This window comes from Undibacterium pigrum, assembly GCF_003201815.1.
GTDB lineage: Bacteria > Pseudomonadota > Gammaproteobacteria > Burkholderiales > Burkholderiaceae_D > Undibacterium > Undibacterium pigrum.
In genome coordinates this window covers 44,464-66,448 of record NZ_QJKB01000019.1, presented here as the reverse complement: position 1 = coordinate 66,448, position 21,985 = coordinate 44,464, and the positions used below count along the sequence as shown (strand labels likewise).

The 21,985-nt window shown below is 51.1% G+C and carries 26 protein-coding genes and 1 tRNA gene; 18 read left to right on the top strand and 9 right to left on the bottom strand.

The genetic code is table 11. The annotated features are described in order from the left end of the window. Positions 1-466: 466 nt before the first annotated feature. Entirely contained in the window at positions 467-1,243 is a 777-nt protein-coding gene (locus DFR42_RS27115; protein WP_110258199.1) for an enoyl-CoA hydratase, read from the bottom strand. Positions 1,244-1,395: 152 nt separating this feature from the next. On the opposite strand from DFR42_RS27115, the gene DFR42_RS29400 reads away from it, so the two are divergent. Then, positions 1,396-1,566 carry a hypothetical protein gene (locus DFR42_RS29400; RefSeq protein WP_170133712.1) on the top strand — a complete coding sequence of 57 codons (171 nt, stop codon included), beginning with the start codon at positions 1,396-1,398 and terminating at the stop codon, positions 1,564-1,566. 18 nt (positions 1,567-1,584) lie between these two features. On the opposite strand, the gene apaG is transcribed toward DFR42_RS29400, so the two are convergent. Then, positions 1,585-1,959, bottom strand: a complete 375-nt coding sequence (gene apaG, locus DFR42_RS27110) for a Co2+/Mg2+ efflux protein ApaG (protein ID WP_110258198.1) — start codon at positions 1,957-1,959, stop codon at positions 1,585-1,587. 103 nt (positions 1,960-2,062) lie between these two features. Between apaG and rpe the strand changes: the two genes are divergently transcribed. The 7 genes from rpe to trpC all read left to right on the top strand — a co-directional run bounded on the left by rpe (position 2,063) and on the right by trpC (position 8,118). Further along, a complete protein-coding gene (gene rpe, locus DFR42_RS27105) occupies positions 2,063-2,728 on the top strand; it encodes a ribulose-phosphate 3-epimerase (protein WP_110258197.1) in 666 nt (221 codons plus the stop codon). 65 nt (positions 2,729-2,793) lie between these two features. Beyond that, positions 2,794-3,477, top strand: coding sequence for a phosphoglycolate phosphatase (locus DFR42_RS27100; protein ID WP_110258196.1), 684 nt, complete (start codon positions 2,794-2,796; stop codon positions 3,475-3,477). A 273-nt stretch (positions 3,478-3,750) separates the two neighbouring features. After that, positions 3,751-5,247, top strand: a complete 1,497-nt coding sequence (trpE, locus tag DFR42_RS27095; RefSeq protein ID WP_110258195.1) for an anthranilate synthase component I — start codon at positions 3,751-3,753, stop codon at positions 5,245-5,247. Between the two features lie 4 nt (positions 5,248-5,251). Then, positions 5,252-5,671 (top strand): GxxExxY protein, encoded by a 420-nt coding sequence (locus DFR42_RS27090; RefSeq protein ID WP_110258205.1) that lies wholly within the window; start codon positions 5,252-5,254, stop codon positions 5,669-5,671. A 41-nt stretch (positions 5,672-5,712) separates the two neighbouring features. Next, positions 5,713-6,285 (top strand): anthranilate synthase component II, encoded by a 573-nt coding sequence (locus DFR42_RS27085; protein WP_110258194.1) that lies wholly within the window; start codon positions 5,713-5,715, stop codon positions 6,283-6,285. Further along, positions 6,282-7,313, top strand: a complete 1,032-nt coding sequence (gene trpD, locus DFR42_RS27080) for an anthranilate phosphoribosyltransferase (RefSeq protein WP_110258193.1) — start codon at positions 6,282-6,284, stop codon at positions 7,311-7,313. Before DFR42_RS27085 ends, trpD begins: the two co-directional genes overlap by 4 nt. Positions 7,314-7,317: 4 nt before the next feature. Beyond that, complete coding sequence (gene trpC, locus DFR42_RS27075) at positions 7,318-8,118, top strand: indole-3-glycerol phosphate synthase TrpC (protein WP_110258192.1); 801 nt, start codon at positions 7,318-7,320, stop codon at positions 8,116-8,118. Positions 8,119-8,192: 74 nt separating this feature from the next. On the opposite strand, the gene DFR42_RS27070 is transcribed toward trpC, so the two are convergent. From DFR42_RS27070 to DFR42_RS27045, 6 genes are all read right to left on the bottom strand, one after another. After that, entirely contained in the window at positions 8,193-8,825 is a 633-nt protein-coding gene (locus tag DFR42_RS27070) for a hypothetical protein (RefSeq protein ID WP_110258191.1), read from the bottom strand. Positions 8,826-8,979: 154 nt separating this feature from the next. Beyond that, the gene (locus DFR42_RS27065) at positions 8,980-10,842 is read right to left on the bottom strand and encodes a M61 family metallopeptidase (protein ID WP_110258190.1); all 1,863 of its coding nucleotides are present in this window, start codon (positions 10,840-10,842) and stop codon (positions 8,980-8,982) included. Between the two features lie 102 nt (positions 10,843-10,944). Continuing rightward, positions 10,945-11,409, bottom strand: coding sequence for a DUF3429 domain-containing protein (locus DFR42_RS27060; RefSeq protein WP_110258189.1), 465 nt, complete (start codon positions 11,407-11,409; stop codon positions 10,945-10,947). A 224-nt stretch (positions 11,410-11,633) separates the two neighbouring features. Next, positions 11,634-12,248, bottom strand: a complete 615-nt coding sequence (locus DFR42_RS27055) for a nucleotidyltransferase family protein (RefSeq protein WP_110258188.1) — start codon at positions 12,246-12,248, stop codon at positions 11,634-11,636. 11 nt (positions 12,249-12,259) lie between these two features. Next, complete coding sequence (locus tag DFR42_RS27050) at positions 12,260-13,012, bottom strand: DsbC family protein (protein ID WP_110258204.1); 753 nt, start codon at positions 13,010-13,012, stop codon at positions 12,260-12,262. 110 nt (positions 13,013-13,122) lie between these two features. Further along, positions 13,123-14,325: an FAD-dependent monooxygenase gene (locus DFR42_RS27045; protein ID WP_110258203.1), complete on the bottom strand. Its 1,203-nt coding sequence runs from the start codon at positions 14,323-14,325 to the stop codon at positions 13,123-13,125. 155 nt (positions 14,326-14,480) lie between these two features. Here DFR42_RS27045 and DFR42_RS27040 point away from each other — a divergent pair. The 10 genes from DFR42_RS27040 (at position 14,481) to DFR42_RS26995 (ending at position 21,551) form a co-directional block, all read left to right on the top strand. Further along, positions 14,481-14,556: transfer RNA gene (locus tag DFR42_RS27040), tRNA-Phe, on the top strand. A gap of 263 nt (positions 14,557-14,819) precedes the next feature. Beyond that, positions 14,820-15,299 (top strand): helix-turn-helix transcriptional regulator, encoded by a 480-nt coding sequence (locus DFR42_RS27035; RefSeq protein WP_110258202.1) that lies wholly within the window; start codon positions 14,820-14,822, stop codon positions 15,297-15,299. Continuing rightward, entirely contained in the window at positions 15,296-15,727 is a 432-nt protein-coding gene (locus DFR42_RS27030) for a VOC family protein (protein ID WP_110258187.1), read from the top strand. The genes DFR42_RS27035 and DFR42_RS27030 overlap by 4 nt, the downstream gene beginning before the upstream one ends. Further along, the gene (locus DFR42_RS27025; RefSeq protein WP_110258186.1) at positions 15,724-15,945 is read left to right on the top strand and encodes a hypothetical protein; all 222 of its coding nucleotides are present in this window, start codon (positions 15,724-15,726) and stop codon (positions 15,943-15,945) included. The genes DFR42_RS27030 and DFR42_RS27025 overlap by 4 nt, the downstream gene beginning before the upstream one ends. A gap of 252 nt (positions 15,946-16,197) precedes the next feature. After that, on the top strand, positions 16,198-16,620 hold the full coding sequence (locus DFR42_RS27020; protein WP_245937107.1) for a hypothetical protein: 423 nt from the start codon (positions 16,198-16,200) through the stop codon (positions 16,618-16,620). A gap of 256 nt (positions 16,621-16,876) precedes the next feature. Further along, positions 16,877-17,185, top strand: coding sequence for a helix-turn-helix domain-containing protein (locus DFR42_RS27015; RefSeq protein WP_110258184.1), 309 nt, complete (start codon positions 16,877-16,879; stop codon positions 17,183-17,185). Continuing rightward, positions 17,182-18,501 carry a HipA domain-containing protein gene (locus tag DFR42_RS27010; protein ID WP_110258183.1) on the top strand — a complete coding sequence of 440 codons (1,320 nt, stop codon included), beginning with the start codon at positions 17,182-17,184 and terminating at the stop codon, positions 18,499-18,501. Before DFR42_RS27015 ends, DFR42_RS27010 begins: the two co-directional genes overlap by 4 nt. A gap of 374 nt (positions 18,502-18,875) precedes the next feature. Further along, positions 18,876-19,865: a taurine ABC transporter substrate-binding protein gene (tauA, locus tag DFR42_RS27005; protein WP_110258182.1), complete on the top strand. Its 990-nt coding sequence runs from the start codon at positions 18,876-18,878 to the stop codon at positions 19,863-19,865. Then, positions 19,841-20,662, top strand: coding sequence for a taurine ABC transporter ATP-binding protein (locus DFR42_RS27000; RefSeq protein ID WP_110258181.1), 822 nt, complete (start codon positions 19,841-19,843; stop codon positions 20,660-20,662). The genes tauA and DFR42_RS27000 overlap by 25 nt, the downstream gene beginning before the upstream one ends. A 10-nt stretch (positions 20,663-20,672) precedes the next feature. Beyond that, positions 20,673-21,551, top strand: coding sequence for an ABC transporter permease subunit (locus DFR42_RS26995; RefSeq protein ID WP_110258201.1), 879 nt, complete (start codon positions 20,673-20,675; stop codon positions 21,549-21,551). Positions 21,552-21,556: 5 nt separating this feature from the next. Here DFR42_RS26995 and sugE read toward each other — a convergent pair whose 3' ends face one another. After that, positions 21,557-21,874: a quaternary ammonium compound efflux SMR transporter SugE gene (sugE, locus tag DFR42_RS26990; RefSeq protein WP_110258180.1), complete on the bottom strand. Its 318-nt coding sequence runs from the start codon at positions 21,872-21,874 to the stop codon at positions 21,557-21,559. Positions 21,875-21,985 lie beyond the last annotated feature (111 nt).

The following is a 21,985-nucleotide window of genomic DNA, read 5'->3' as shown; positions in this document are numbered from 1 at the left end:
TTGATTTCACTTCGTTTTGTTTCGCTTTCTCAAGCGTCCAAAACTGTTGTTCGGTGTTCACAGTTGCCAGTTTTTTCTGCAATTTGTTCAATCGCTCATTTCACCAGCTTTGTTACTTTGCTTCCATTCTCTTCCCGCTCTTCAGCGGGAGGCGAACTATAGCAAACTACTGCCTGCCTCCGCAAGCGTTTCCGGGTAATTATTTACTTCGTTTATTTAAAGGCACTTAAACGTAAATAAAGGCAAAAACCAGAGGGTGCGCTGCGCGCGCCCTCTGGTTTCTTATTTATATATATGTCTGCGAATAAGTATCTCGGCTTATCGACGAAAGACACTGGGCTCCTGCCTGCGCAGGAGCGACGGGGTGGAGGATAAGCAGATTGCTACTGTTTTGAGTTATTGAGTGCTCTATATTGTTGATGCTATATATAGAGCACCTTTACGAGACGAGATGCTGATGCGTAAATTACTTATTCTTGAATACAGCCGGACGTTTCTCCAGGAAAGCCTGCATACCTTCTTTCTGGTCTTCCGTACCAAAACTGGCCTGGAACAGGCGACGCTCATACTGTATACCTTCTGACAGCGTAGTTTCATAAGCGCGGTTGACGGATTCCTTAGCCATCATGATGATGGGCAGGGACATGGAGGCGATCACATTCGCTGCAGCGAAAGCTTCTTCCATCAGCTTGTCCAGTGGCACAACGCGGGACACCAGACCTGCGCGTTCTGCTTCGACCACATCCATCATACGCGCAGTCAGGCACATGTCCATGGCTTTGGATTTGGAGATCGCACGCGGCAGGCGCTGTGTGCCGCCGGCACCAGGCAAAGTGCCCAGCTTGATTTCTGGCTGGCCGAACTTGGCATTTTCTGCAGCGATGATGAAGTCGCACATCATGGCGACTTCGCAGCCGCCACCCAGGGCATAGCCCGCAACAGCGGCAATGACTGGTTTGCGGATCTGGCGCATGGTTTCCCAGTTGCGGGTGATGTAGTCATCTTTATAGGCATCCATGAAGCTATAGCCTACCATGGCGGCGATGTCAGCACCGGCGGCAAAGGCTTTTTCGCTACCTGTGAGAATAATGCAGTGGATGTTTTCATCCTTGTCGAAAGCTTTCAGTGCCAGACCCAGTTCATCCATGAGCTGATCGTTCAGCGCATTCATGGCCTTGGGGCGATTCAGGGTGATCAAGCCGACTTTGTCGCGGGTTTCAGTCAAAATACATTCGTATGTCATAGATGCTCCTGATGTTATTAAGTAGGGGTATGCAGCATGAATGCCGGTTTCTCTATTGTAATGCGCCGGACCAACGCCTGTAATAAGGTACGCAAATAAGCACACGAATTAGCAGGTACAATGCGCTTAGTTTATTGAGCGAGGTGGATGCGATGTGGTTATTGGCGCTGGAAGCAGGCGTAGCGATGTTCATGCTGATTTTTATCGTCTGGTGGACGATGTTTCATGGTCGCGCACCAGAGAGACCAGAAGCACCGCCCAAAGAAGATAAAAAACCCATAGAACAAAGCAAGCAAAGCCAGGATACTGAAAATCCGCAATAAGCCTGGATTATGTAAGTATCAATGCAGTGTACGCGGCAAAGACAAAACGAACTCAGGTATCTCTGCCTCAAAGCGATGGGCGTCTTCTGCCACGCAGAAATAAGTGCCTTTCATGCTACCCTGTGGAGTTCTCAATGAACTGCCACTGGTGTATTCAAAGCTTTGCCCTGGCGCCAGGAAGGGTTGATGGCCGACGACACCCAGGCCTTTGACTTCTTCTACATGGTTGGTGCTGTCGGTAATGATCCAGTGGCGTGAAATGACTTGCGCCGCCACGGTACCGGTATTTTTGATGGTGATAGTGTAGGCAAAAACGAAATTGTTTTGCTCAGGATCGGACTGGTCTTTGAGGTATTGCGTCGCCACCGATACACTTATTTCATACGCTGCCATAATTTTCTTTCATGATGAACTATGTTCATTGTGCCAGACGAAGACAACAGCCGCTTGCCCTCACAAGGTAAAATAGCATATCTTTTTCAAGCACGATTCCATCATGACTACTTTCCGCATTGCTCCCAGTATATTGTCTGCCGATTTCGCCCGTCTGGGTGAAGAAGTCCGCAATGTTGTCGCCGCTGGCGCTGACATGATCCATTTTGATGTCATGGATAACCACTATGTGCCCAACCTGACCATAGGCCCCATGGTGTGCGAAGCGATACGCCCGCATGTACAGGTGCCTATCGATGTGCATCTGATGGTCAAGCCTGTGGACCGTATCATCCCTGACTTTGCCAAGGCTGGCGCGAATATCATCACCTTCCACCCGGAAGCCTCTGAACATATAGACCGCAGCCTGCAAACCATACGTGACCATGGTTGCAAGGCTGGCCTGGTATTCAACCCGGCGACACCACTGCATGTACTGGAAAACGTCATCGATAAAGTCGATATCGTTTTGATCATGTCGATCAACCCTGGCTTTGGCGGTCAGACCTTTATCCCGCATACACTGAAGAAAATTGCGCAAGCCCGCAAGATCATTGATGAATCTGGCCGCGACATCATGCTGGAAGTGGACGGCGGCGTCAAAATCGAGAACATCGCAGAGATAGCCCGTGCCGGTGCCGATACCTTTGTTGCCGGTTCTGCCATATTTGGCAAACCCGACTACAAGGCCATCATTGACGCCATGCGTGTTGAGTTGTCCAAGGTTTAATCCTCTATTTACCTCCAGGCTTTTCGCCACAGCAGGTGGAAAGCCTATCTCTGATCGCCTCCGCCATGTTCAACCACATCAAAGCCGCCATCATCGATCTCGACGGCACCATGATAGATACTGCGCCAGATTTCCTGGTCGCCATCAACCGCATGCGTGAAGACTTTGCGCTGGCACCACTGACGCTGGATGTCATCAAGACCATGGTAGGCAAGGGTTCTGAAAATCTTATCCAGCAAGTTCTGTCTCTGGATTTTGATGCCGATGGCGTAGCAGCACGCTTTGATGATGCATTGGCTGCTTACCAGCGTCATTACCTGGCTATCAATGGTGACCACAGCCAGCTTTACCCTGAGGTGCATGAGGGCCTGCAAGCCATGCGCGATCTGGGCCTGCGCCTGGTCTGCGTCACCAATAAGCCACTGGCCTTTGCCCTGCCGCTGATGCAAAAGAAAGAAATCAGCTCGTATTTTGAGCAAGTCTATGGTGGCGACAGCTTTGCAAAAAAGAAACCTGATCCCCTGCCGATGCTGGAAGCCTGCCAGGCTCTCGACCTGTCACCGTCACAAGTGCTGGCCATAGGAGATTCCAGCAATGATGCGATTGCAGCCCGCGCTGCCGGTTGCCCTGTCTTGACAGTGCCGTATGGATACAATCACGGCGAAGCTGTACAAAATATTCAAAGTGATGGTATAGTCGAAACCCTGTTGATAGCAGCACAACTGCTGTCAGCGAAAAACTCTCATTGACTTTCAAACCATTCACATAACGAATGTTCATCGATAACAAACGTTCCATGATCACTCCAGGCACTTTTGAGGCCTGGCTATGGCGACGCTGGCAATTCTGTTAATACACGAATGCCGCGAGTGGCTGTGCACATCCCCAGCACATCTTCTTGCTTGTTATATCAATCTGTCTTACCCGTCCATACTCTCTTGAGCGAATTTGCGTGCGCTGCTGGCTGCTGTTGCAGACGCGTGCACAAGTTTCAGGAGCAGGCAGGCGGTTGAAAGAAAACCATGACCGAACTCGAATTCAAATCGTTGGCCGCGCAAGGCTACAACCGTATCCCCATGATTGCGGAAGCCTTCGCCGATCTGGAAACCCCGCTCACCCTGTATCTGAAACTCGCGCAAACCCAGAATGCGGGCAAGAATACTTTCTTGCTTGAATCCGTCATGGGTGGCGAGCGTTTTGGCCGCTATTCCTTCATAGGCTTGCCCGCCAATACCCTGGTGCGCAGCTTTGGTGACAAAGTCGAAGTCCTGAAAAATGGCCAGGTCATAGAGAGCCGCGAGATGAACCCGCTGGATTTCATCGCTGAATTCCAGGCGCGTTTCAAGGTGGCATTGCGCCCTGGCCTGCCACGCTTCTGCGGAGGCCTGGCTGGTTACTTTGGCTATGACGCTGTGCGCCATGTAGAAAAACGCCTGGCTGGCAAGGCACCAAAAGATGATCTGGGCTTGCCAGAAATCCAGTTACTGCTGACGGAAGAACTGGCCGTTATCGACAATGTCTCCGGCAAACTCTACCTCATCGTCTATGCCGACCCTACCCAGCCAGAAGCCTGGTCCAAAGCCCGCCAACGCCTGAAAGACTTGCGCGCCATGCTGCGCCGTAGTGTGGATGCCCCTGTCACATCGGCATCTGTCCGTACAGAATCCATACGCGACTTTGCCAAGGAAGATTATTTAAAGGCGGTAGAAAAAGCCAAGGAATACATCATGGCTGGTGACCTCATGCAGGTGCAGGTTGGTCAGCGCATCAAGAAACCTTATGTCGATTCACCGCTGTCACTATACCGCGCCCTGCGTTCGCTGAACCCTTCGCCGTATATGTATTTCTATAATTTTGGCGATATGCAGATCATAGGTGCATCCCCAGAAATCCTGGTGCGCAATGAAAGCCTGAATGATGGCAGCAAGAAAGTCACCATACGCCCACTGGCTGGCACGCGCCCACGCGGCGCCACACCAGAACGCGATGCAGAACTGGCGAAAGAATTACTGGCCGACCCGAAAGAAATCGCCGAACACGTGATGTTGATAGACCTGGCCCGCAATGACATAGGCCGCATCGCCCAGACTGGCAGCGTCAAGGTCACTGACCAGATGGTCATAGAAAAATATTCACATGTACAACACATCGTCTCGAATGTAGAAGGTGTCTTGCAAGCCGACTTGTCCAACCTTGATGTTTTGAAAGCCACCTTCCCGGCTGGCACCTTGTCTGGCGCGCCGAAAGTCAGGGCAATGGAACTCATCGATGAACTCGAACCCGTCAAACGCGGCATCTATGGCGGTGCCTGCGGTTACCTGTCCTTCGGCGGTGAAATGGATCTGGCAATTGCGATACGCACTGGCGTATTGAAAGACGGCATGCTGTATGTGCAGGCAGCCGCTGGCGTGGTGGCTGATTCAGTACCAGAAATGGAATGGCAGGAAACCGAAAACAAGGCACGCGCAGTTTTGCGTGCAGCAGAACAAGTGCAAGATGGCCTGGATGGGGAAATTTGATCAAATGCCAGACCAAAAAGCTCACCACAGAGACACCGAGACACAGAGAAAAACAGAGAATGACTTATTGAGTGAACAAGTCATCGGTGCAGCAATAGAAGTGCACAAGCATCTGGGTCCAGGTCTTTTGGAGAGTGCGTATGAAAGCTGTCTTTGTCATGAACTGTATTTGCGCAAACTCAGTTTCAAACGTCAGGTCTCACTGGACATTGCCTATAAAGGTGTGGAGGTAGAGTCTGCTTATCGGCTTGATCTGGTAGTTGAAGATAGCCTGGTGCTAGAACTAAAAGCGATTGAGTCATTATTGCCAGTTCATACAGCACAACTGCTGACTTATTTACGTTTGACTGGTTATAAAACTGGATTACTTATTAATTTCATGGTGCCCGTATTAAAAAGCGGGATCAAAAGGGTTTCTCTGTGAAACTCTGTGTCTCCGTGACTCTGTGTTGAGAGGTCTTACTTATGTTACTGATGATAGACAACTACGATTCCTTCACCTACAACCTGGTGCAGTATTTTGCCGAGCTGGGTGAAGATGTGCGTACCTACCGTAATGATGAAATTACGATAGAAGAAATTGAAGCACTGAAGCCTGATCATATCTGTATTTCCCCCGGCCCCTGTACACCGGCAGAAGCAGGCGTTTCCATCGCCGTCATAGAACGGTTTGCTGGCAAGACGCCTATCCTGGGTGTCTGCCTTGGTCACCAGGCCATAGGCGCGGCATTTGGTGGCAAGGTTATCCGTGCCAAGCAAGTCATGCATGGCAAGACTTCTGCGATTGCCCACACTGGCGTTGGTGTCTTCAGAAATTTGCCCAGCCCTTACACAATTACCCGTTACCACTCGCTGGCAATAGAACGTGCCAGCCTGCCGGATTGCCTGGAAGTGACTGCATGGACAGATGACGGTGAAATCATGGGTGTGCGCCATAAGGAATTCAATCTCGAAGGCGTGCAATTTCATCCCGAATCCATCTTGTCCGAGCATGGCCACGCCCTGCTGAAAAACTTTTTGACTGGAACAGCATCATGACCATCTCTCAACAAGAAGCACTGACACGCCTGATCGAACACCGTGAAATTTTTCACGATGAAATGCTGTTCCTGTTCCGCAAACTGATGGGTGGCGAAATGTCGCCAGTCATGATCACCGCGCTGACCATGGGCTTGCGCGTCAAGAAAGAAAGCATAGGCGAGATCACGGCAGCCGCCCAGGTCATGCGTGAATTCTCGACCAAGGTGCCGCTGGCAAACACCACCAATATGATCGATATCGTTGGCACTGGTGGTGATGGCGCGCATACCTTCAATATTTCTACTGCATCCATGTTTGTCACGGCTGCTGCCGGTGCGCGCGTTGCCAAGCATGGTGGCCGCAGTGTGTCTTCTTCTTCCGGCAGTGCTGATGTGCTCGAATCATTGGGAGCGAACATCAATCTCAAGCCTGAACAGATCGCCCAGTCGATAGCACAAACCGGCATAGGCTTCATGTTTGCACCTAATCACCATGCAGCGATGAAACATGCTGCACCAGTGCGCCGTGAACTGGGTGTGCGTACCATCTTCAATATTCTGGGGCCATTGACGAATCCAGCAGGCGCGCCAAATATTTTGATGGGTGTATTCCATCCTGACCTGGTTGGTATACAGGTGCGCGTCTTGCAAAGACTTGGTGCGCAACATGCGCTGGTGGTATGGGGGCGTGACAATATGGATGAAGTATCACTAGGCGCACCGACCATGGTGGGCGAACTGGTGAATGGTGAAATCCGCGAATATGATATCCACCCGGAAGACTTTGGTTTGCAGATGGTATCCAACCGCAATCTGCGCGTCTCTGGCGCAGACGAATCAAAAGCGAAGATACTTGAAGTGATGAACAATGTCGAAGGCGCAGCAACTGATATCGTCGCCCTGAATGCCGGTACAGCCTTGTATGGTGCGGGCATAGCCACGTCGATTGCAGATGGCGTCAAACTGGCACAAGCAGCTATCTCATCAGGTGCAGCCAAGGCCAAGCTGGAACAGTTCATCGCAGTCACCCAGCAATTAGGGAAGTAAGCTTATGTCTGATGTTTTAAATAAAATCCTGGCAGTCAAAGCCGATGAAGTGGCGGCGGCAAAGAAATATCAATCCTTTGCCAGCCTGCGTGCTGAAGTAGAGAGCAACAAGGAAGCGCAAGCAGACCTGCGCAGTTTTGAAGGCAGTTTGCGTGGCAAGATTGCGGCGGGCAAGGCAGCGGTCATTGCTGAAATCAAAAAAGCCTCGCCTTCAAAAGGCGTGCTACGTCCTGATTTTCACCCAGCAGAGATCGCGCAAAGCTATGCAGAACATGGTGCTGCCTGTTTGTCTGTGCTGACCGATGTGCAATTCTTCCAGGGTGCGCCTGAATACCTGCAACAGGCGCGTGCGGCTTGCATTTTGCCAGCATTGCGCAAGGATTTCATGATCGATCCTTACCAGATCTACCAAGCCAGGCAATGGGGGGCAGATTGCATCCTGCTGATCGTCTCTGCGCTTGATCACGGCCTGATGGCCGACCTGGAAGCCTGCGCACATGAACTGGCCATGGGTGTGCTGGTGGAGGTACATGACGCGCAAGAGCTGGAAGCCGCGCTAAAACTCAAGACTGCCATGCTGGGCATCAATAACCGTAACCTGCGTACCTTTGAAGTGTCGCTGGATACGACCATAGGTTTGCTGCCAAGGATTACGCCAGACAAACTGGTGATTACTGAATCCGGCATCATGTCAGCAGCTGATGCCACCCGCATGCGAGAAGCTAATGTACATGGATTTTTAGTGGGAGAGGCTTTTATGCGGGCTGAAAACCCGGGGGCAGAACTGGCGAAGGTGTTTGGCTGATTGCCGAATTCTGTTTTCTTTTTTATCAAAAAATGTTTTCAGGGATTCGCAAAGCATGCTTTGCGAATTTCCAGTCACCACTTACACCCCTTCCCGCTTACCGTATCCGCCACGATCACCCCGGCGACAAGCAAACCAGATATGGCAACATTCCCTACCCTCGCTCCTTGAGAATACGCATTCATGCAGTTTTTGCGTTTGGCATCCGCGACATCCCTGCCAAATTTTTCTTCCATTCTCAATTCAGTGACAGGCTGGGTAAAAGCCAGTGCGGGTTCTTTCAAACGCTGCTTCTTGTCATTCGCAACAGCACCGCGCCGCAAGGCATCGAGATCCAGCGAGGCTGATTTACTCTCTGTCGCAACTTGAGTAGCTGGTACATCAGTTACGGGAAAGGTCTGTGATTCAGGCGATACGTCTATAGAAACTGACCTGTTCTTTTCACGGACAGAGGGCAATCCGGACATGACTGTCCTGGGTATCCGGATAACTTCAGGCTGCGTTTCAGGCCTGGCTTTGGGAAGAGACTTTGGCACAGCTTGCACCATACTGACATCCAGATACACCAACCCGTCTTGCCTGGCGACATATCGCCCGTGTATCTGCCGCAAACCCAGCAACAGGATCAGGTGCAATAGAATAATCCCTGCCCAGTTCGCAGATTTTTGCCATAACGCTTGCTGCGGAAAGGAAGGTGACAATGTCATGCAAGCCCAGGCTGAGGTAATAATTTAGTATGACAAAATCATACTATAGAAAGTTCAAAGCCTGCGCTGCAGAAATATCAGGCATAAAAAAGCGCCGTACAGCAAATCACTGTACGGCGCTTTATCAGATATCAGATCGGATGCAGTTTACAACTTACTTCTTGCCAGGTTTCTGAAAGCTTGGTCTCACCAAACTGGCGGCCTTGCCCGCTGCCTGCACTGTCAGAGTCACAGCTGGCACGTCATCCGTTTGCAACTTCGCTTGCACAGTCAGTAATTCATCGCGACGGAAGGCATGAATCTGCACCGTCTCACCTACGCGATAACGACCCAGCGCCGTAGCCAGACTATCAGCAGCATCTGCAGCAGTTACACGCAAACCATTTATGGCGATGATGACATCGTTTGGCGACAAACCAGCGACATGTGCTGCACGGCCTTCATGTGCATTGGCGATCTTGCAGTCATTGCCGTCACGCACCACACGCACGCCAAGACTGGCTTTTTTGCTTGCACTGCCATCGTTTACCTGCAAGGCGAAGTCTGCATACAGACTTGCCAGCGGAACGTCTTCAGTACCACGCACATGCTTGTCGAGGAAGCGACGCACATTCACGCCAGTGACTTGCTCCACCAGACTTTCAAATTCAGTCTCGCCCAGGCCTTGCTGTTTGCCTGACAGGCTGCGCTCATAAAAGTCGCGGCCGAATTTTTGCCACATGGTGCGCATGACGTCATCAAGGGATTTTTTACCTGCAGTTTCTGCACGTATCATCAAATCCAGGCCCAGTGCCACCAGAGAACCTTTGGTGTAATAGCTGACTATCGCATTCGGTGAATTTTCATCCTGGCGATAATACTTGGTCCAGGCATCAAAGCTAGATTCAGCCACGCTTTGCTTTGTACGACCGCTGCCACGTGTCACCATATTGATGGTCTTGGCCAGCAACTTGAAGTAAGCAGCTTCATCAATCACGCCTGAGCGCACCAGCATCAGGTCATCATAGTAGCTGGTGAAACCTTCAAATACCCACAACAGGCTGGTGTAGTTTTCGTGACGCAAATCATAGTTGGCAAAGGCCGCAGGCTTGATACGCTTGACGTTCCAGGTGTGGAAATATTCATGGCTGCACAGGCCCAGGAAGCCGCGATAGCCATCGCTCATTTCTGCATGGTGTTTGACTGGCAAATCAGTGCGGTTGCAAATTAACGCGGTAGAAGCACGATGCTCCAGGCCGCCATAACCTTCGCCGACCACCATGGTCATGAAGACATAGCGGTCCATCGGTGCTTTCCTGGTACGCGGCTCAAAAAAGGCGATCTGGCTTTCGCAGATTTTTTGCACATCAGCGACGATGCGCTCCATGTCCATATTAGGTACTTTGCCGGTGACGACAAAATCATGCGAGATGCCGTGCGCATCAAATGTCGCCAGTGCGAAATCACCCATTTCAACCGGGTGATCTATCAACTCGTCATAATTGGCGGCTATATAAGTGCCAAAGCCGTAGCGCTTGGCTTTCAACTCGGGCAAGGACGTAGCAACGCGCCAGGTATTGCAGGCGATATCATCAGAACGCTGGATATCAACCACATGCGGATTCATTTCCTGGCCATGCACACTCAGAAACACGCTGGTGCCGTTGAAGAAGCCATGGCTTTGATCCAGGTGGGCTGCACGAACAGACAAATCCCAGGCATAGACTTCATAAGTGATACGCAAAGCGCCTTTGCAAGGCGCGGCTTGCCATGTGTGCTTGTCGAGCTTTTTCAGTGCGACTTTTTTGCCGTCAGAGCTGGCCTTGATCTGCACGATATTGCGGGCAAATTCACGCACCATGTAACTACCAGGTATCCATGCCGGCAGGCTGACAATCTGGCCTTCCGCATCAGGTGCTGCGATATCCAGTGTGACCAGGTACATATGGCCAGCCAGATCTTTGGGAACAATACTATAAGCCAGTGCATGCGCTGATACAGCCGCGCCAGGTCTCTTTGTTGTTGTCGTTTTTTTCATGCTGAACGATCTTTCTGATACTTTATTTATTAATTAGTCTGCTGATTCAAGCCGGGTACCAAGGCTGTGTATGCATGAATTATATGAATACATAACTCAATTTTAAGCTGTGGGATAGTTGCGTACATTCGCGGCGATAAAGGTAAAAATTTGCGCGCCGACTACCACACGGGTCAGTTGCAAACGTAAATTGATAAACCATTCTGGCACGCCATAACTTTGGTACAGCCGCTTGTCTATCTTATAGGTCATGATAAAACCAGCGACCTGCACCACGAAGCCAATCAACATTTGACTCATAAACAACCAGGCAATAATAATCGGGACCACGCCCCAGATAAGAGCCTTTTTTGTTTCTTTCTCATTAGCGCCACCTGCCATGAGAACCACTCCCCAGTGCAAACCACCAAGGAAAGAAAGAATCACAATGCCATAATGCAATTGCGCTTTGATGAGTGCTCCCAACCATTCCGGGTGGACGATCCAGCAAGCCAGTGTCAAGAAGACAAATGGCGCAAGTCCAGCAAAACCTATCCGTACCGCCAGTTTTTGATTGAGATTATTCATAGATTTTGGCAGCACCAATACCGCCACGTCTTAAATCAGGTGGAAGAAAACCGCTATTCTATGGTTATTTTAGTTGTATAGATATATCTGAAAGCTATTTAGAAGCAACAAAGCTGAATGGGAAAGTGAAAAATTGTAGAAAATCCATATAGACTTCAAGCATCCTCTGCGAAAACATGTCTTATTTGCAGTATTTTTATCACAAAATCATCTATCTGGATAATTCAAGCCCCCGGCTTGCCCATCGCTGCAAGGTGAAGCATCAAGGCATCCGGGGTATCTATATCCTCATGAATGCCAGGGTCATCGACCGTCACCTGCGTCACCAGATCACTATGCAAAAGACTGCGAGCTCCCACATCTCCCTGCAAATACAGCAATTGCGATAAATACTGATGCGCAAACCCAACCGGGTTGCCACGCCGACCCTGATATACAGGTACGGCTATCCCTGCGCCCGCTTGCAGGGCGTCAAAGAGTTGCATCATGGTGGAAAGATGTACTGCAGGCATATCAGCGAGAGCGATCAGCCAGCCTGCACTATCGGCGGTGGCGCGCAATGCATGCTTGAGGGAATTGGCCATACCTGCATCTGCATCATGACAGACCAGACAATCAATACCCAGGGCCTGCAACTGATCTGCCAGCACAGGTGTATCTGGCCTCAGCATCGCTACACTATGCGGCATGACAGCCAGCAAATTCTGCGCACTATGCTGTGCCACAGATAGCCCATCAGCCAGTTTTTGCAAGAGCTTGTCTTGCTGGCCACTGGCATCAAAACGACGGCCACGCCCCGCTGCCAGCAAAATACCTGTCCAGCGTGGCGGCGAAGTCATAGCAAAAAGTTTTAGTTGGCTTTATTGCCGCTGGCTGCCGCAGCGATCCTGCTCTCCAGCACTTTGATATCCAGCGCGCCTGGCGCGCGGCTACCATCTGAGAAAATAACAGAGGGAGTACCGCTCACCCGCATTTTTTGCCCCAGTGCAAATATCTTATCATTTGGCGTATTGCAATTGGCTGGCGCTTCTGGCGCTGCCTTGCCATTCAACATCCAGTCATCCCATGCTTTATTACGGTCAGCAGAACACCAGATATTTTTTGATTTGACCTTGGAATCGTCGGCCAGAATGTTATACATGAAAGTATAGACCGTGATGTTATCCAGACTATTGAGCGTCTTGCGGAACTGTTTGCAATAGCCGCAGTTCGGGTCTTCAAACACAGCGATGACGCGCTTGCCATCACCCTTGACCATCTTCAGCGCAGATTCCAGTGGCAGGTCAGAAAACTTCACCTTGCTCAAATCATCTATCCTGGCCTTGGTATAGTTTGTACCGGTTTTTGCGTCAATGACATCGCCAGTGAACAAGTATTGTGCTTTTTCATCTGTGTACATCACATCCGAACCTATACGCACTTCATACAGGCCAGAATAAGGTGTCTTGGTCACCGAATCAATTTTCACACCTTCACGAAAAGTGGTTTGCACCAGCTTGCGTACAGTCGCCTCTTGCGGCGTCTCGGCAAAGGCAGAAGCACTCAATATGCTGCTACCAACAGCCAGCGCCATGACCAACAGGCCTTGTATTGTTTTATTCATCTTTATTTTTTCTTTCATATACGGGACAAAGCTCACATCAACACTATCGCATGAGGATTTCATCACCAGTTGCTCGCATCGCACACTCCAAACTTACCAGAGTGCCGGGTTTATTTCCCCATGGCGTGAGCGATTAATTTGTTCTTTATGACTGGCAAGCGGTCCAGCAAGTTCAATCCCAGATCACGTATTGTACGCAAAGGCGTCAAGTCAGATGCAAACAGGCGCGCCAGACCATCTGTAGTCGCCAGCATCAGCATCACTTCTTCCTTGCGCGCACGCTGGTAACGGCCCAGCAAACGGGCATCACCACAATCGCGGTGCGCTTCTTTTTCTTTAATTACCTTCAGCAAGTCCACCACATCAGCAAAACCCAGATTCATACCATGCCCCGCCAGCGGATGCACAGCATGCGCAGCATCACCCACCAACGCCACCCGTTCCGCGATCATGCTGTGCGGGCGTATCAGGCGTAGCGGGAAAGCCTTGATCGCCTCCGGCAACACTGGCTGCAAAGCCCCCAGCACCTCACCACAATACGGCATCAAACGTTCAACCAGAGCAGACAAAGGCTCGCGCAATAAAGTCTCGGCCAGTGCATCAGGTGCCGACCATACCAGAGAAACACGATTACCAGGCAAAGGCAGCAGGGCGATAATGCCCTGCTCTTGCACAAACCATTGGTGAGCGACGCCATGATGTGGTTTCGCGCATTCAAAATTGGAAACCACACCTTGCTGATTATACGACCGGTAATCGAGGCCAATATCGCAGGCACCACGCACCCACGACTGCGCACCATCAGCACCAATGACCAGAGATGCACGTATGCTGCTGCCATCATCCAGCACCACTTGTGCCGCATCAGGCTGCACCGATAAAGCCTGCGCCCTCCCCGACACCAGCGTCAGATTTTGTGCAAACCGCAAAGCCGTATCCAGCGCCTGGCTGAGATTCTTGTCTTCGATGATCCAGGCCAGTTCATTCACATGCGCGCCATAAGCATCAAAACCCAGCTTGCCCGCATCGATCCCGCCACCCTGCACCTGCATGGCCGACACCGGCGCCACCCGCGCCTGATCCAGCGCATCCCAGACCTTCAATGAAGACAGCAAATCATGCGCCACATGGTTCAGCGCATATACCCGCACATCCCATTCAGCAGAACCAGGAATAACAGCAGACGAACCAGAACCCGGCGCACATAGCAAACTGACACGCAAACCCGCCTGAGCAAAGCCCAGAGCCGCAGCCTTGCCAACAGCCCCATTACCAACGATACAAATATCGCAATCCCGCACCTGAGCAGACATCAGTCCCCCATCAAAAACCAGATAATGCCCCATTATACGGGAAGCCCACCCACCTGCCAGATGCGCCAGATCAATGCCCCTTCATAGAGAGGAACACAGGTTTTTTCAGAAAAAGCTTGCAAACCGCCTCCGACATGTCTATAATTCTTGGTCTTGGCCTGGTAGCTCAGTCGGTAGAGCAGAGGATTGAAAATCCTTGTGTCGGTGGTTCGATTCCGCCCCGGGCCACCAAGGAATATGTAGTAAAAAGAAGGACTTACAGCGATGTAAGTCCTTTTTGCATTGGTCTCCGAGTTCTACAAATTTTGGTATAGTTCTACAATTTTAATGCGTTTATTAAATAACTATAATTGTGAAGAGGGCTATGACTTGCGAATTGAGCGCGTTAACAGAACTTGTACTGGTCCTTTCAGCGTTCGCAGCATCAATATCTGATCTCAGTCGTCATCAACGCCAACCCTTCAGGTTGGCTTTTTTGTTTTCGCAAGGATAAGATGCCTCAAAGTCCCCAACTATTACGACGTTTGCTGCGAGCGAAAGACCGGATGGATGGGGCTGCTCATGAGGACTGGCCTATCCACAAGCTGGCTGAAGTGAGTGCCGTATCGGCGGCGCACTTTGCGCGTGAATTCAAGAAGGCTTTTGGCCTGCCTCCTCATCGTTACCTGCTTACGCGTCGCATCGAGCGAGCCAAAACCCTGTTGCGCGATACTGATCTGCCGGTTACTGAGATCGCTCTCCAGACTGGCTGGACCAGCCTGGGCACCTTTGGGCGCATTTTTCGTGATATTACCGGTGAAAGCCCGGGAGAACTGCGGGAACGCGAACGCACACTTCCGCATGCGGGCGTGCATATCCCGGAGTGTGTCATGCGCAATGCCGCGCGTCCTGATCTCAATACAGCAGTTTTGGAGAAGCGGCGAATCGAAGCCGCTGGCAAACTGGAGCCTCAATCAAATCAGGAGGATATATGACTCAAGGTGTTAATGTGGCAGGTCTGTACGTGCATGATCAGGATGAAGCGCTGGCATTCTACGTTGGCAAGCTGGGGTTTCTCGTCCACACCGATGTTCGTAATGGTAATTATCGCTGGCTGACGGTCCAGCATCGTGACCAGCCGTCTTTCCAGCTCGGTTTGTTCGTACCCGGCGCACCGCTGCATGATGCGGCAACCGCGCAAACCTTGCATGAGATGGTGGCAAAAGGTGCCATGCCAGCAAACGTACTTGTGGTGGATGACTGCCGCGCTGCCTACGAGCGCCTGAGCAAATGCGGCGTTGAGTTCACGCAAGAACCCGTCGATCGCTATGGCACTGTGGATGCAGGCTTTCGCGATCCTTCTGGCAATGGCTGGAAAATGATAGAAGCTGCGTCCAAGCCACAAAAGGGGAAATCATCATGAACTTGAGCAATTGGATACGACAAAGTCACCGCTGGCTGTCCATTGTTTTCACGCTGACAGTCATCGCCAATTTTGCAGCAAGAGCAATCAGTCAGGGTGAGCCCTCAGCGTGGATAACATATGCGCCGCTGCCGCCACTTTTTCTGATGTTACTTTCAGGTTTATACATGTTCGCCTTGCCTTATACAAACAAGAGGCGCATCAGGTCACATACATAAGCTTTACTACCTGAGTTACCAAGAAATGAAAGCCGGTTAACAAATTACATTGTTAAGCGGCTGTTCGCATTGATCTGATTTTTCTTTTACTTTTTCTGGTAAAAATCTGAAATTGGAAACACAACACATAAAAAAATGCAGCTATAGTCTTTACGGATCAGCAATCTCTGTTCTAGTTTACTGCTTTAGCAGTATAAGAAAATAATTTCGCCAAATTTCTCCTTTTGATATCCACCTTTACTGATTTCGCATTTGCCGAAAACAAAATTTATGACGCCTCAAAAAGCGAAAACCATTCTGGAATCTCTGGCACTCGGAATACACCCGGAAACTGGAGAAGCTTTGCCAGATCAAGGAATTTTTAATCAACCCCAGATTATCCGAGCCTTGTTTCTTGCAACCCAGGCGCTGAATGCCGGGGAGCCGCGCGCCGAAACAGCAACAACAAGCGTCACGACTGTCGCGACAGGTAAGTCATTGCCAACAAATGCAGGAAAACCCTGGACGACAATTGATGACACCGAGCTCCTGACTGCCTTTGATGCTGGGGCACAGGTAAGCGAAATCGCCAGGGAATTTGAACGCTCAAGGGGATCAATCAACTCCAGACTTGTGCGCCTGGGACGATTGCAGGAAGCAGACAAAACTTCGGAAGTTGATCCAGGCAATTCATGATGATCGCAAACCTTGTGTGATGCGATAAATTGAACAACTTGTTTTTACAGGCGATGCTTGATTGCATCACTGTCTTAGGCGTGATCCCCCTCCCTGCGTCCTGATACATATTGGGTTTTCAATAAATATATACGGTCACATATATTTCCTGTTTTTTGCCTGAAACTCAAAAAAATATACACAAACGTATATATTTCTTTATTCGATCCCGCATTTACACTAAAATATATACGTTCGCATATATTTTAGGTGCAGCATGATAAAAATCCAGATAACGACAGTAGCAGAACTTGGTGAGGTGATTCGTGCTACGCGCAAGGCCAACAACATTCGGCTTGATGATGTGGCCAGCATGGCTGGACTCAGTCCCGTTTTTGTTGGTGATGTCGAATATGGCAAAAGTACCGTTCAAATGGGTCGCGTACTGCAGCTACTGCGGGAGCTGGGTCTCAAACTGGTCGTCGATGTACCAGTATCGACAATGCCGGAGCTGCAAAAAATTCATGAACGAGGCGGTCTGGTTCGTCCGGGCATGCGCAAAAATCAGCCGGACCTTGAAAAATGACAGGCACCCTGCTCGCGTATATCAATGATGTCCATGTCGGCACGCTGAGTGCCGACAACAATATCTGGCAATTTAAGTACACCCAAGCCTGGGCAAGTGCCAATGACGGGTATGACCTCTCCCCAGCGCTGCCACGCGCTACGGCCCAAGGTTCGCCCGGGATTCACATTGATGGCAGCAGTACGCGACCAGTGCAATGGTATTTCGATAACCTGCTACCTGAAGAAGCCATGCGCACAGTATTGGCTGGCCAAGCCAAAGTATCGGTAGAAGATGCATTTGGCCTGTTGACTTACTATGGTCGTGAATCGGCAGGTTCGCTGACGCTACTCCCCGAAGGTGAGGTGCCTGTAGTGGGTGGCATGAGCCCACTCCCATTGGATCAACTATCTGCGCGCATCAGGGCGATGCCAAGGATCCCGCTGAACGCCAATTCACCGAAACACATGTCACTGGCTGGCGCGCAGCACAAACTGGCAGTCATCTACCAGAATGGTGAACTCTTTGAACCCGACGGCCCGACCGCATCAACACATATTCTCAAACCGCAGCATCCAGAAAAAAAAGCCTACCCCTCGACAGTCGTGAACGAGTACTTCACTATGCGCGTCGCGCGCGAAGCAGGTTTGGACGTTCCACAAGTACATCGCTTGTTTTGTCCAGAGCCGGTGTACATCATTGAGCGGTTTGACCGGGGCCCGAACGCCTCTGGCGGAGTTGACAGGTTGCACGTAATCGATGCATGCCAGTTGCTCAACACTGACCGCGTATTTAAATACAAAGCCGCAACTGTCGAGACGCTGGCCAAGTTGGTCGACAAGCTTCAGGTGCCAGCGGCTGGTCGCCAATGGCTATATGACTGGGTAGTGTTTAACATCCTGATGGGCAACGCCGATAACCATCTTAAGAACATTTCGTTCATGGTTTCGCATACAGGGATAGTCATTTCACCTTGCTACGACCTGTTATGCACTGCGGCTTACGATACATTGGCTGTTAACCCAGACTCTGGTTCATGGCCCGAAACCAGCATCACCCTCATGCTCAATAGTGAAGCAAGATTTTTCTCAGACATCACCCGTGATGTAGTGATCGCTGCTGGCATCACTCTGGGACTGGGTCGCACGACAGCACAGCGCAGGCTAGACAGGCTTATTAGAATAGTGCCGCCCGCCGTCGCCAAGGTTCGCGCAGAAATTCTTTCTGAAAACTCACAGCAAACCGAAGAAGTGCAATGGGAACTTGAGAACGACTCGCGTATGCTGGGTATTATTGAGAATCTTGTCGTGAAGTGGATGGTCGAACAGCTTCAGTAACCCCCTGTTGGCAATCCAGAACTCGGCCCCGCTGGATAAGCAAGATAAGCTCTTCATAAAAACTCAATGAACAGAAATTCTGTCTGTCAGAGCTACATTCCCCGTCGAACATTTATCTAAAGAGCGCAATCTTTGCAAGCTCTCGCAGATTCAAGACTAAGCCAGTTATCACTTGCAGTTCGCTCGCTTATGTATAACGGTGGTGATCAAGTTACCGCGACCAATACCTTGAATCAAGCTTTAAGCGAGTAGGTATTACAAAGCACTCAGCTCCCGCATATTCATAGTCGGAAAGATTCGTTTTGCTGCGCAAAGTGCCCTCCTATACTGGGCCGTCTATCAATTGCCTGCCAATCCACTAAGTCACTACATATATGAAAAAGAATCTACTTGCCCTCGCCGTTGGCGTTTTCCTTATGGGAAATGCTGTTGCCGAAACCAAAGAGGTTGTTATTGCTTACCAGGACATGGTCGTGCCGTGGCGCTATGCACAGGAAACGCACAACCTGGAACAAAAAACCGGGTACAAGGTGACGTTTCGCAAGCTGGCCAGTGGTGCTGATGTTATCCGTGCGCTGGCTTCTGGTTCAGTACAGATAGGTGAAGCAGGTTCGGCACCGATTGCGTCTGGCTTGTCGCAAGGTTTGAATATACAGTTATTCTGGATACTGGATAACATCAATGACGCCGAAGCACTGGTTGTACGTAATGGCAGCAATGTCAAAACGCTGGCCGATCTGAATGGCAAGCGTATTGCCGTGCCGTTTGTCTCGACCTCGCATTTCCATACCTTGCTGGCATTGGAACATGCCAAAGTTGATGCGCGCGGTGTCAAGATTATCAACTTGCGTCCACCAGAAATTGCTGCAGCGTGGGAACGGGGCGATATTGATGCAACCTTCATCTGGGACCCGGTGCTGGCCAAAGTGAAGAAGACCGGCAAGACCCTGATCTCTTCTGGCGAGATCGCCAAACAGACTGGCACTGCAACCTTTGATGGCATCGTGGTCAACAAGGATTTCGCCAAACAGAATGATGTATTCCTGACTGAACTGGTGAAGCTGCTAGCGGCGACGGATGCAGATTACCGCAACAACAAGGCAAACTGGAAAACAGACTCAGCGCAAATCAAGGCAGTCGCCAAATGGGCTGGCGCCGAGGCGGCTGAAGTGCCTGCCAGCCTGGCCTTGTATGAGTTTCCGACTTTGCAGCAACAGGCCTCTGCACAATGGCTGGGTGGTGGTGCGGCTAAATCACTGGCTGCTACAGCTGCCTTCCTGAAAAGCCAGGGCACCATCCAGACGGTTTTGCCAGACTACAGCGTAGGAGTCAATGCCACATGGGTACGCAAAGCAGCACAGTAAGCACATCTGCGGCTCACAATGGCGGCCGGCTAGATATACGGCGGCTGTCGGTGCGCTTTGCCGGTACCGGGCCACATGAAGCACTGGCCTTGTCCGACGTCAACCTGTCTATCGCGCCAGGAGAATTTGTCGTCGCGCTTGGCCCTTCAGGATGTGGCAAAACGACTTTGCTGAATTGCCTGGCCGGTTTCATACAGGCATCTGAAGGTGAGCTTACGCTGGACGATGTGGCAATCACCGGCCCCAGCCCTGAGGTGGGTGTGGTGTTTCAAAAGCATGCGCTGATGCCATGGTTGAATGTGCTCGACAATGTCGCACTGGGATTGCGCTTCCGCGGTATCGCGCGTGAGCAACGCAATGCGCTTGCGCTGGACCAGTTGCGTCTGGTGGGGCTGGAGCAATTTGCTGCGTCCCCCGTCTATCAATTATCTGGTGGCATGCAGCAGCGCGTAGGGATTGCCCGTGCGCTGGTTAATAATCCGCGTGTGCTGCTGATGGATGAACCCATGGGTGCACTCGATGCCTTGACGCGCGAGGCCATACAAGAGCTGCTGGTCAAGGTCTGGCAACGCAGCGGCAAAACTATTTTCTTCATTACCCATAGTGTTGAGGAAGCGCTTTTTCTGGGTACGAGGGTGATCGTCATGTCGCCACGTCCAGGCCGTATTGCCCAACAATTCGAGTTGCCGTTTTCTGGCGAATATCTGGCCTCGGGCGATGCGCGTGCCGTCAAGTCTTCGCCTGATTTCATCGCATGGCGTGAACGCCTGCTGCAGCTTGTGCATCATCCTGTTTGAAGGTATCACCATGTCACCACCATCCACCTCAGCTATAACCCCTGATACCGTTTATACAGAACTTGCAAAGCAAGATGCTGCGCCGCAAATTCCTGTGGCCAGGGTGTACCCGCGACCGGGCAGTGGTAAGACCCTGGGCGTGACTATCGTCACCGTCGCAGTACTGCTGTCTGGCTGGTGGCTCCTCACCGCAAGGGCCTGGGTGGAGCCCTTGTTCCTACCCTCGCCTGCTGCCGTATGGCTGGCTGCTCAACAGGCCTGGACAGGCAATATACAAGGCGGGCTGCCCTTACTCCAGCATCTGGCCTGGAGCCTGGTACGCGTGTTTGGTGCATTCTTGCTGGCGGCTATCAGCGCCGTACCGCTGGGTTTATTGATGGGCACCAACCGTATCGTGCGCGGCATCTTTGATCCCATCCTGGAATTTTATAGACCGTTGCCACCACTGGCCTATCTGCCCTTGATCGTGATCTGGTTCGGCATCGATGAGACAGCCAAGATATTGCTGATCTACCTGGCCTGCTTTGCGCCCATAGCAGTAGCTACCCGCGCTGGTGTCATCAAGGTAGCGTCGGAACAATTGCATGCGGCATTGTCCATGGGTGCAAGCCAGTGGCAGTTATTGCGGCATGTGATCTTGCCAGCGGCACTGCCTGATATTCTGACCGGCCTGAGGATAGCCATAGGTTTTGGCTGGACCACCCTGGTCGCGGCAGAAATGGTGGCGGCCACGGCTGGCGTGGGCCAGCTGGTATTGAATGCATCCAGCTTCTTGCGCACTGATATCGTGGTCATGGGCATCATACTCATCGCTATCGTGGCTTATCTGTTCGACCTGCTCATGCGCCGTCTCGAACGCCATCTCGTGCCATGGAAAACGCAGGGCTGAAATATCTACTCCGACGACATCTTCATCAATATTAAGCCTGAAACGATGAGCAAGGCAGCACAAATGCGGGTGAAGTTCAGGTGCTCACCCAGAAAGATGATGCCTGCGATGAAACTGCCGACCGCACCTATGCCAGTCCAGATGGTGTAGGCCGTGCCGAGTGGAAGGCTGCGCATGGAAAATGCCAGCAAGACAAAGCTGACGATCATGCCAGCGATGGTGACTACTGAAGGGACCAGTTTGGTGAAACCGGCAGATTGCTTCATTGAAAAAGCCCAGATGACTTCAAAGAGTCCTGCTACGACCAACATTATCCAAGCCATGATGGCTCTCCTTTCAAAGAGCCGGGCCGTCCCGGACATTCGTTCCCAAGATGGGGAAGGTCGTTCCTTCTGCTTTACTTTTGCGTTTGGTTTATACGGGGCAGTAAGCCC

Coding starts and splice junctions, on each gene's coding strand:
- DFR42_RS27115 (WP_110258199.1), bottom strand. CDS start 1,243: ATGACATACGAATGTATTTTGACTGAAACCCGCGACAAAGTCGGCTTG.
- DFR42_RS29400 (WP_170133712.1), top strand. CDS start 1,396: ATGTGGTTATTGGCGCTGGAAGCAGGCGTAGCGATGTTCATGCTGATT.
- apaG (WP_110258198.1), bottom strand. CDS start 1,959: ATGGCAGCGTATGAAATAAGTGTATCGGTGGCGACGCAATACCTCAAA.
- rpe (WP_110258197.1), top strand. CDS start 2,063: ATGACTACTTTCCGCATTGCTCCCAGTATATTGTCTGCCGATTTCGCC.
- DFR42_RS27100 (WP_110258196.1), top strand. CDS start 2,794: ATGTTCAACCACATCAAAGCCGCCATCATCGATCTCGACGGCACCATG.
- trpE (WP_110258195.1), top strand. CDS start 3,751: ATGACCGAACTCGAATTCAAATCGTTGGCCGCGCAAGGCTACAACCGT.
- DFR42_RS27090 (WP_110258205.1), top strand. CDS start 5,252: ATGCCAGACCAAAAAGCTCACCACAGAGACACCGAGACACAGAGAAAA.
- DFR42_RS27085 (WP_110258194.1), top strand. CDS start 5,713: ATGTTACTGATGATAGACAACTACGATTCCTTCACCTACAACCTGGTG.
- trpD (WP_110258193.1), top strand. CDS start 6,282: ATGACCATCTCTCAACAAGAAGCACTGACACGCCTGATCGAACACCGT.
- trpC (WP_110258192.1), top strand. CDS start 7,318: ATGTCTGATGTTTTAAATAAAATCCTGGCAGTCAAAGCCGATGAAGTG.
- DFR42_RS27070 (WP_110258191.1), bottom strand. CDS start 8,825: ATGACATTGTCACCTTCCTTTCCGCAGCAAGCGTTATGGCAAAAATCT.
- DFR42_RS27065 (WP_110258190.1), bottom strand. CDS start 10,842: ATGAAAAAAACGACAACAACAAAGAGACCTGGCGCGGCTGTATCAGCG.
- DFR42_RS27060 (WP_110258189.1), bottom strand. CDS start 11,409: ATGAATAATCTCAATCAAAAACTGGCGGTACGGATAGGTTTTGCTGGA.
- DFR42_RS27055 (WP_110258188.1), bottom strand. CDS start 12,248: ATGACTTCGCCGCCACGCTGGACAGGTATTTTGCTGGCAGCGGGGCGT.
- DFR42_RS27050 (WP_110258204.1), bottom strand. CDS start 13,012: ATGAATAAAACAATACAAGGCCTGTTGGTCATGGCGCTGGCTGTTGGT.
- DFR42_RS27045 (WP_110258203.1), bottom strand. CDS start 14,325: ATGTCTGCTCAGGTGCGGGATTGCGATATTTGTATCGTTGGTAATGGG.
- DFR42_RS27035 (WP_110258202.1), top strand. CDS start 14,820: ATGCCTCAAAGTCCCCAACTATTACGACGTTTGCTGCGAGCGAAAGAC.
- DFR42_RS27030 (WP_110258187.1), top strand. CDS start 15,296: ATGACTCAAGGTGTTAATGTGGCAGGTCTGTACGTGCATGATCAGGAT.
- DFR42_RS27025 (WP_110258186.1), top strand. CDS start 15,724: ATGAACTTGAGCAATTGGATACGACAAAGTCACCGCTGGCTGTCCATT.
- DFR42_RS27015 (WP_110258184.1), top strand. CDS start 16,877: ATGATAAAAATCCAGATAACGACAGTAGCAGAACTTGGTGAGGTGATT.
- DFR42_RS27010 (WP_110258183.1), top strand. CDS start 17,182: ATGACAGGCACCCTGCTCGCGTATATCAATGATGTCCATGTCGGCACG.
- tauA (WP_110258182.1), top strand. CDS start 18,876: ATGAAAAAGAATCTACTTGCCCTCGCCGTTGGCGTTTTCCTTATGGGA.
- DFR42_RS27000 (WP_110258181.1), top strand. CDS start 19,841: ATGGGTACGCAAAGCAGCACAGTAAGCACATCTGCGGCTCACAATGGC.
- DFR42_RS26995 (WP_110258201.1), top strand. CDS start 20,673: ATGTCACCACCATCCACCTCAGCTATAACCCCTGATACCGTTTATACA.
- sugE (WP_110258180.1), bottom strand. CDS start 21,874: ATGGCTTGGATAATGTTGGTCGTAGCAGGACTCTTTGAAGTCATCTGG.